Origin of the sequence: Frisingicoccus sp., from assembly GCA_016298055.1 — a bacterium.
Lineage (GTDB): Bacteria > Bacillota > Clostridia > Lachnospirales > Lachnospiraceae > Frisingicoccus.
This window is the reverse complement of record JAEDDO010000177.1, coordinates 1-3584: the sequence shown is the minus strand read 5'-3', so window position 1 is coordinate 3584 and position 3584 is coordinate 1. Positions and strand designations below refer to the sequence as shown.

Sequence of the window (3584 nt, the reverse complement as noted above, 5' to 3'; positions counted from 1 at the left end):
CCGTGGACAGAACACGCCTTTCTTGAACCGGAATGTGCGGTGGCCTATATGGACGAGGATGACTATGTCCATATTATTTCGACAGATCAGTCGGCCTACTGTACCTATCATGAGTGCAGTCTCATGCTTGGAACGGATAAGGTCCGTGCGGAAAATGCTTTAGTCGGCGGCGGCTTCGGCGGCAAAGAGGATATGACAGTGCAGCCATATGCGGCACTGATCACTTATCTTACAGGAAGACCGGCAAAAGCCCGGCTGACAAGAGAAGAATCTCTGCTTGTCCATCCGAAACGTCATCACTTTGTCATGGACTTTACCATGGGATGCGATGAACAGGGTATTATACAGGGCGTTAAAGCAAAAGTTGCTTCGGATACAGGAGCCTTTGCTTCCCTTGGCGGGCCTGTATTGGAAAGAGCCTGCACCCATGCGGCAGGACCTTATGCCTATGAAAATTTTGAAATTGAAGGCGATGCCTATTATACAAATAATCCGCCGGCGGGAGCATTCCGTGGCTTTGGCGTGACTCAGACATGTTTTGCGACAGAAACTTTGCTCAACATGATGGCGGAAAAGATCGGAATCTCACCGTGGGAGATCCGTTACAGAAATGCGATCCGTCCGGGCGGTGTTCTTCCGAACGGACAGATCGTTGACGATTCTACCGGCCTTGTGGAGACACTTGAGGCGGTAAAAGATGCTTATGATGCGGCTGTGGCCGCAGGTAAACCGGTCGGTATTGCCTGTGCCATGAAAAATGCAGGCGTGGGCGTAGGTATTCCGGATACAGGGCGTGTCCGTCTGATCGTTGAAGATGACGAAAAGCTTCATATTTATTCGGGAGCATCCTGTATCGGTCAGGGACTTGGAACCGTTCTCGTCCAGATGGTCGTTACAAATACCGATTTAAAACGGGAAGATATCGTCTATGAGCGGAGCAACACATGGATCGCTCCGGATTCGGGAACAACTTCCGGATCCCGCCAGACACTGGTGACCGGCGAAGCCTGCAGACGGGCCTGCGATATGTTCATGGAAGCCAAAAAAGACGGAAAATCCTTAAAAGATCTTAAAGGACAGGAATTTTACGCAGAGTATCTTGCAAAGACAGATCCTCTTGGGGCCAATGTTCCGAATCCGGTTTCCCATGTGGCTTACGGCTATGCGACCCAGATGTGTATTCTGGATCCGAAAACCGGAAAGATCGAAAAGATGATCGCAGCCCACGATGTGGGAAAAGCGGTCAATCCGTTATCCTGCGAAGGCCAGATCGAAGGCGGCGTTGTCATGTCCATGGGATTTGCTTTAAGAGAACGTTATCCAATCGATGAAAACTGCAGACCGATTGGCAAATACGGTGCGCTGGGACTGTTCCGTGCCCATGAGATACCGGAAATTGAGCCGATCGTTATTGATAAACCGGGATTAAAGGTAGCCTGCGGAGCTATCGGTATCGGTGAGATCACATCGATCCCTACAGCACCTGCGATTACAGATGCCTATTATCACTGGGACGGCAAGAGAAGATTTTCCCTGCCGATATCGGATACACCATACGAAAGGAAGAAATAAATTCATGGCAATAAAGAAAAAATTTCCCTACCGAGCAGCTCTGGTTGCCTGTAATGGTTCATGCCATGCAAATCAGGAAACAAAGTGTCAATATGGGTGTATCGGCTGTGGAAAATGTGTAGAAAATTGTAAATTTGATGCCATTTTTCTGAACGAAAATGGTGTGGCACAGGTGATTGAAGAAAAATGTATCGCCTGCGGTAAGTGTGTGCGGGAATGTCCGCAGAATATCATTCATATTCATGCATGTGATAATTTTATTGTTGTAAAATGCTCAAATAAAGATAAAGGAAAAGATGCCCGAAGCGTATGTCCGGTCAGCTGTCTCGGCTGCGGAATCTGTGAGAGAATCTGTACAGCGGAAGCTGTTCATGTTGTGGATAACTGTGCGGTCATCCAGGAAGAATACTGTCTTGGCTGTGGAATGTGTGCTGTCAAATGCCCGCGAAATGTCATTTTAGATAAAAGAGGTGTATTGACATGAACCAGTCAGATATGTTAAAACGATATGGGATGTTTATCGCAGGGGTCATATTCAGTGCCCTGGGTATCAGCCTTATTACGAAAGCCGGACTCGGTACGGCACCGCTGACGAGTCTCGCCTATGTTTTAACATTTATTTTTCCTTATAGCCTTGGAACATTCACAATGATCGTCAACACGATCATGTTTCTATGTCAGGTGATCTTGCTGGGAAAGTCTTTTCAGAAAATCCAGCTGCTTCAGGTCCCTTCAGCGCTGCTGTTTTCCGTCTGCATTGACATGTGGTTGTCTGTGCTGTCCGGATGGAATACAGGAAACTATGTGGGAGCCCTTATCATGCTTTTGGCAGGCTGTGTTTTTCTGGGATTCGGTATTTCTCTGGAAGTCATCCCGAATGTATTGATTTTACCGGGAGAAGGTCTTGTGCGTACGATTGCCGGGCTTACAGGATGGCGATTTGGACGTGTAAAAATGGGATTCGATTTAAGTATTGTAATAAGTGCGGTTGTTTTATCCTTCGCAGTACGGGGACAGATTTTGGGAATCCGCGAAGGAACGGTTATCGCAGCACTTATTGTGGGGAATATTTCACATTTTTTCATTGAAAAAGTTTCCAATTTCCTGGAGGGTTGGATACCACCATACGTCCGGACTGAATGAAATAACGAAAGGATGGATTACAAAATGGACAGATTAAAAGGTAAAGTTGCTATTGTTACCGGTTCTACAAGCGGTATCGGTACAGGTATCGCAAAACTTTTCGCAGCTGAAGGTGCAAAAGTTGTTATTTGCGGACGCCGTGAGGCAAAGGGTCAGGAAGTTGTTGATGCCATTAAAGCCGAAGGCGGAGAAGCAAGCTATCATTTTATGGATATTATGCAGATCGAAAGCATCGATGCTCTGATTAAAGATACGGTTGAAAAATACGGAAAAATTGATATTCTTGTTAACAATGCGGCCAATGTTGGCCTGAAAGACGGACGTGTGGATGAGATCACTCTGGATATGTGGGATGCCATTTTCGCATCAGATATCCGCGGCACATTCTATGCGACAAAATGCGTGATTCCGTATATGCAGCAGAACAATGGCGGTTCCATCATCAACATCGGTTCTATGGCTTCCTGCGGCGGCGATCTGGGTTCAACAGCTTATGCCTGCGCAAAAGCCGGCGTCGATATGCTGACACAGTCAACAGCTCTGCAGTACGGCAAGAGCAATATCCGCTGCAACTGCGTTCGTCCGGGTCTTATTGTTACACCGGATAACGAAGCGAAAGTGCCTCAGGTTCTGAAGGATATCTTCCTTAATAATATCATGGTTGGCCGTTATGGACGCCCATCCGATATTGCAAACATGTGTGTATACCTTGCTTCCGATGAAAGCGAATTCTTTACCGGACAGGTAGTGACCGTTGACGGCGGCCTCAACAGCCACGTTTCAACCGTCGGTGAATTTAAAAATATGGCTTCACGTACATGGTAATTAATATAGAAAGCGATCTTCTTTTTAAGGGGGTCGCTTTTTTA

The 3584-nt window shown here is 46.8% G+C and carries 4 protein-coding genes; all 4 read left to right on the top strand.

What is annotated here, in order from left to right; translation table 11 throughout:
- Positions 1–1572 (top strand): molybdopterin cofactor-binding domain-containing protein (locus QZZ35_RS10045; RefSeq protein ID WP_291237277.1); only part of this gene is annotated, 1572 nt, incomplete at its 5' end.
- 4 nt (positions 1573–1576) lie between these two features.
- Positions 1577–2056, top strand: coding sequence for a 4Fe-4S binding protein (locus QZZ35_RS10040; protein WP_291234485.1), 480 nt, complete (start codon positions 1577–1579; stop codon positions 2054–2056).
- Positions 2053–2715 (top strand): YczE/YyaS/YitT family protein, encoded by a 663-nt coding sequence (locus tag QZZ35_RS10035; RefSeq protein ID WP_291237276.1) that lies wholly within the window; start codon positions 2053–2055, stop codon positions 2713–2715. Before QZZ35_RS10040 ends, QZZ35_RS10035 begins: the two co-directional genes overlap by 4 nt.
- Before the next feature lie 24 nt (positions 2716–2739).
- Positions 2740–3540 (top strand): SDR family NAD(P)-dependent oxidoreductase, encoded by an 801-nt coding sequence (locus tag QZZ35_RS10030; RefSeq protein ID WP_291237275.1) that lies wholly within the window; start codon positions 2740–2742, stop codon positions 3538–3540.
- Positions 3541–3584 lie beyond the last annotated feature (44 nt).